Origin of the sequence: Rhizorhabdus sp., from assembly GCF_018006725.1 — a bacterium.
Classification (GTDB): Bacteria; Pseudomonadota; Alphaproteobacteria; order Sphingomonadales; family Sphingomonadaceae; genus Rhizorhabdus.
The window spans coordinates 1-2,855 of record NZ_JAGMXV010000430.1 but is presented as its reverse complement, the minus strand read 5'-3'; the positions used below and the strand labels follow the sequence as shown (position 1 = coordinate 2,855).

At 60.4% G+C, this 2,855-nt stretch carries 3 protein-coding genes; 2 read left to right on the top strand and 1 reads right to left on the bottom strand.

All coding sequences use genetic code 11. The annotated features are described in order from the left end of the window. Positions 1-144: 144 nt before the first annotated feature. A complete protein-coding gene (locus KAY22_RS27335; protein WP_296626184.1) occupies positions 145-414 on the bottom strand; it encodes a hypothetical protein in 270 nt (89 codons plus the stop codon). A 213-nt stretch (positions 415-627) separates the two neighbouring features. On the opposite strand from KAY22_RS27335, the gene KAY22_RS27330 reads away from it, so the two are divergent. Together KAY22_RS27330 and KAY22_RS27325 are read left to right on the top strand one after the other, a co-directional pair. Further along, positions 628-1,416 carry a Mut7-C RNAse domain-containing protein gene (locus KAY22_RS27330; RefSeq protein ID WP_296626183.1) on the top strand — a complete coding sequence of 263 codons (789 nt, stop codon included), beginning with the start codon at positions 628-630 and terminating at the stop codon, positions 1,414-1,416. 70 nt (positions 1,417-1,486) lie between these two features. Then, the gene (locus KAY22_RS27325) at positions 1,487-2,758 is read left to right on the top strand and encodes a plasmid pRiA4b ORF-3 family protein (RefSeq protein ID WP_296626182.1); all 1,272 of its coding nucleotides are present in this window, start codon (positions 1,487-1,489) and stop codon (positions 2,756-2,758) included. Positions 2,759-2,855: the final 97 nt, after the last annotated feature.

Here is a 2,855-nt window from a genome sequence, read left to right as displayed (position 1 = left end):
TATCCGCATCCATCCGCAATCTCTGGGGGCACCCGAGGGCCTGCGCTATGGCTTGGCACCGTTCCGCGCGCTCCTTCGGGCCTCTCCGGAGGCTCCCGGTCCGCCGTAGCTGGCCCGACCGAAACTCGATCGCGGAATTTGGGTCTATAGCCCGAACTTGATCACGTCGGCCTGATCAGCGCACTGGTAGCTGGTCGCGCAGTTTGTCAGGGAGCAGACGCTTTCCGTCTTGATTGCGACCTGTTTACGCTCTTGGCACAGTCTTTCAGCTCTAGTACGAACGTCCGCAAAGGCCTTTTCGGAATTCGGGTGATCGAAAGTCAGGTAGTTTGTGTCGGCACCAAAGCCCACGAGCATGGTATCGACGCAGCTTGAGAGCAGGAGAGCAAGAAAGAGTACGCGGATGATCATCATGGTGGGCACAAAAGGACAGGAATTTCAACGCCACTTCTCGAAGTATCACCGACCACAGCCGCTGTAGTCAATCATAGCGCCCATGGCGTACCCTGTCCCGCATCGTGCCTCGCTTCCTGTACCGAGAGAGGGATGTCCATGCCAAGCCGAATTTCATCTGTGGCGCCACCCAAAGGGGATGTCGGCGCACACCAGGAACGAACGACCGCCACCGTGGTGGCGACCTTTCGCTTCTACGAGGAGTTGAACGACTTCATCGCCCGTGATCGGCGCCGGCGGGAATTCGACTTTGACTGCGCGACGGACGCGACCGTCAAGCATGTGATCGAAGCCCTTGGCGTGCCGCATACCGAGGTCGAGCTGATCCTCGTCAATGGGGTTTCGGTCGATTTCGCCCGGCGCCTGCGACATGGCGACCGCGTCTCCGTCTATCCGAAGTTCGAGGCTTTCGACATCAGTCCCCTGCTGCGCCTGCGCCCCTACCCCTTGCGCGTCACGCGCTTTGTCGCCGACGCGCATCTCGGTGGCCTCGCCCACCTGTTGCGGATGGCCGGGTTCGATACCGTTTACGACAACGCTGCCGACGATGTCGAAATCCAGCGAATCTCCGGAAGCGACGAACGCATCGTACTGACCCGCGACCGTGACTTGCTCAAACGACGGGGCATCAGCCGCGGTTGTTACGTGTATGCGCAGAAGCCGGATGCGCAGCTCTCGGAAATCCTCACTCGCCTTGATCTTGCCGGCAGCCTGCGGCCGCTCTCCCGCTGCCTGAAGTGCAACGCGCCGCTCGTGTCCGTGGATAAGGCGCAAGTCATCGACGCGCTGCCACCCCGCGTGCGAGATCGCCAGCATGACTTCAGCACTTGCCAAGTATGCCGGCGCGTCTTCTGGGAAGGCAGCCACTGGCGCCATATGCGCGAACGACTGGCGAAGGCGGTTTCGGCGGCCGCGGGCGAACCGGAATTGCATCCAGGCGCCGACTCCTCGATCTTTCGGTAAGATGCTCGCTACACATTCCAGCCTCCGCCTTTCACCAGCGAGCCCTGTTATCCGACGGACCGACCCCATCATGAAAACTCTCCAAATCACCGAGGTGGACCGCGCGGTGTTCACCTCGGTTGCCAGCATGCCCGAGCCGCCGGGGACTATCGTGCGTGATTTCGACGCCCTGCTGGACGGCATCGGCAGCAACGGCATCCCGGTTTCAGCAAAAACTTGCGAATTCGCCATCGCCCGTCTGCCCGAACTCAACGGCTTACTGACTCACCCCGCCCCGATCGGCCTCAGCCGCGGCAGGCAGGTGTCGTATCCCCATGTGGATGGCTTGCACCTGCTGTTGCGCTTCACTCGGTTGGGAAAGGTGGATCGTTCGCTGCGCACGCCGCAGATGGTTCAGGACAAGGCTATGGTCGCCCGATGGCAGTTGCTCAACCCGACAGAGCGTTATTTCTCGCTGCTCGAACGCTGGTGGAACATTGCCGACTTCGAGCAGGAGCGTTTCGGTATGGCAGCCGACCGAATGGCGGAATACCGTTGTACCTTCCTGAAGCGCCACCGTCCTGGCAGTCGTGCGAAAGAGCGAGACGAAAAGTGGCAAGTGGCCATGTTGGGGGCGCTCGGCATGAAGCAGATCGCACTCATGCAATTGTTTGGCTTGCTCAACATTGCTTCGGAGCCCCCCGTACCCGGCAAAGGCTGGCAGATTAAGCGCATGGTCGCGACCCCGTGGGGACTATCCGCCAGCGCGACCTACCTTCAGGCATTCGGCGACACCTCTACCGACTTGTTGGAGCGTCTCTTCAACCCTACGGGCAAGAACTCGACCCCGGACGAGCTTGAGGCTGAAGAGGAAATGGAGCACCACCCCTTCCTGCTCTGGGCAAGCAGGGCGCTACCCTTCTTCCCAAACTGCCGCCACTATCTGGGAGACCCTGAGGCCGTCGAGCCGTTCCGCGGGAGTGTGACGTTCAAGGTTTCGCTCGGCTCGGATGTCTGGCGTCGCATCGTCATGCCGGCCGAAAGCGATTTCGACGATCTCGCAAGATTCATCCTCGATGCCTTCCAATTCGATGACGACCACCTCTATCAGTTTCGCTACCAGGACGAATACGCGACCCAGCGCACCTTCGATGACCCGCGCTGTAGCGATGTCGAGGACGACTACGCGGACGAAGTGACCTTGGGCGAAGCCGGGCTGTTTCCCCGACAGCTTGTCGAATTCCGCTATGACTTCGGCGACGACTGGCGCTTCGACGTGCTCGTGGAAAAGCTCGACGCCTCCGAAACGGGAGCGCAGCCTACTGTTCTCGCCAAAACAGGAAAGGCGCCACGACAGTATTAGGCGCTTAAGCGCCTGTTGAAGCAAACATGTTGGTGTTAGTGTTTGAGCCAGGAGCAACAGTGATGAGCAGGGTATCGAAGGTGCGACGCAACTCGCG

What these genes read in the sequence shown, in the direction of transcription:
- KAY22_RS27335 (WP_296626184.1), bottom strand. Translation starts at nt 414, where the DNA reads ATGATGATCATCCGCGTACTCTTTCTTGCTCTCCTGCTCTCAAGCTGC.
- KAY22_RS27325 (WP_296626182.1), top strand. Translation starts at nt 1,487, where the DNA reads ATGAAAACTCTCCAAATCACCGAGGTGGACCGCGCGGTGTTCACCTCG.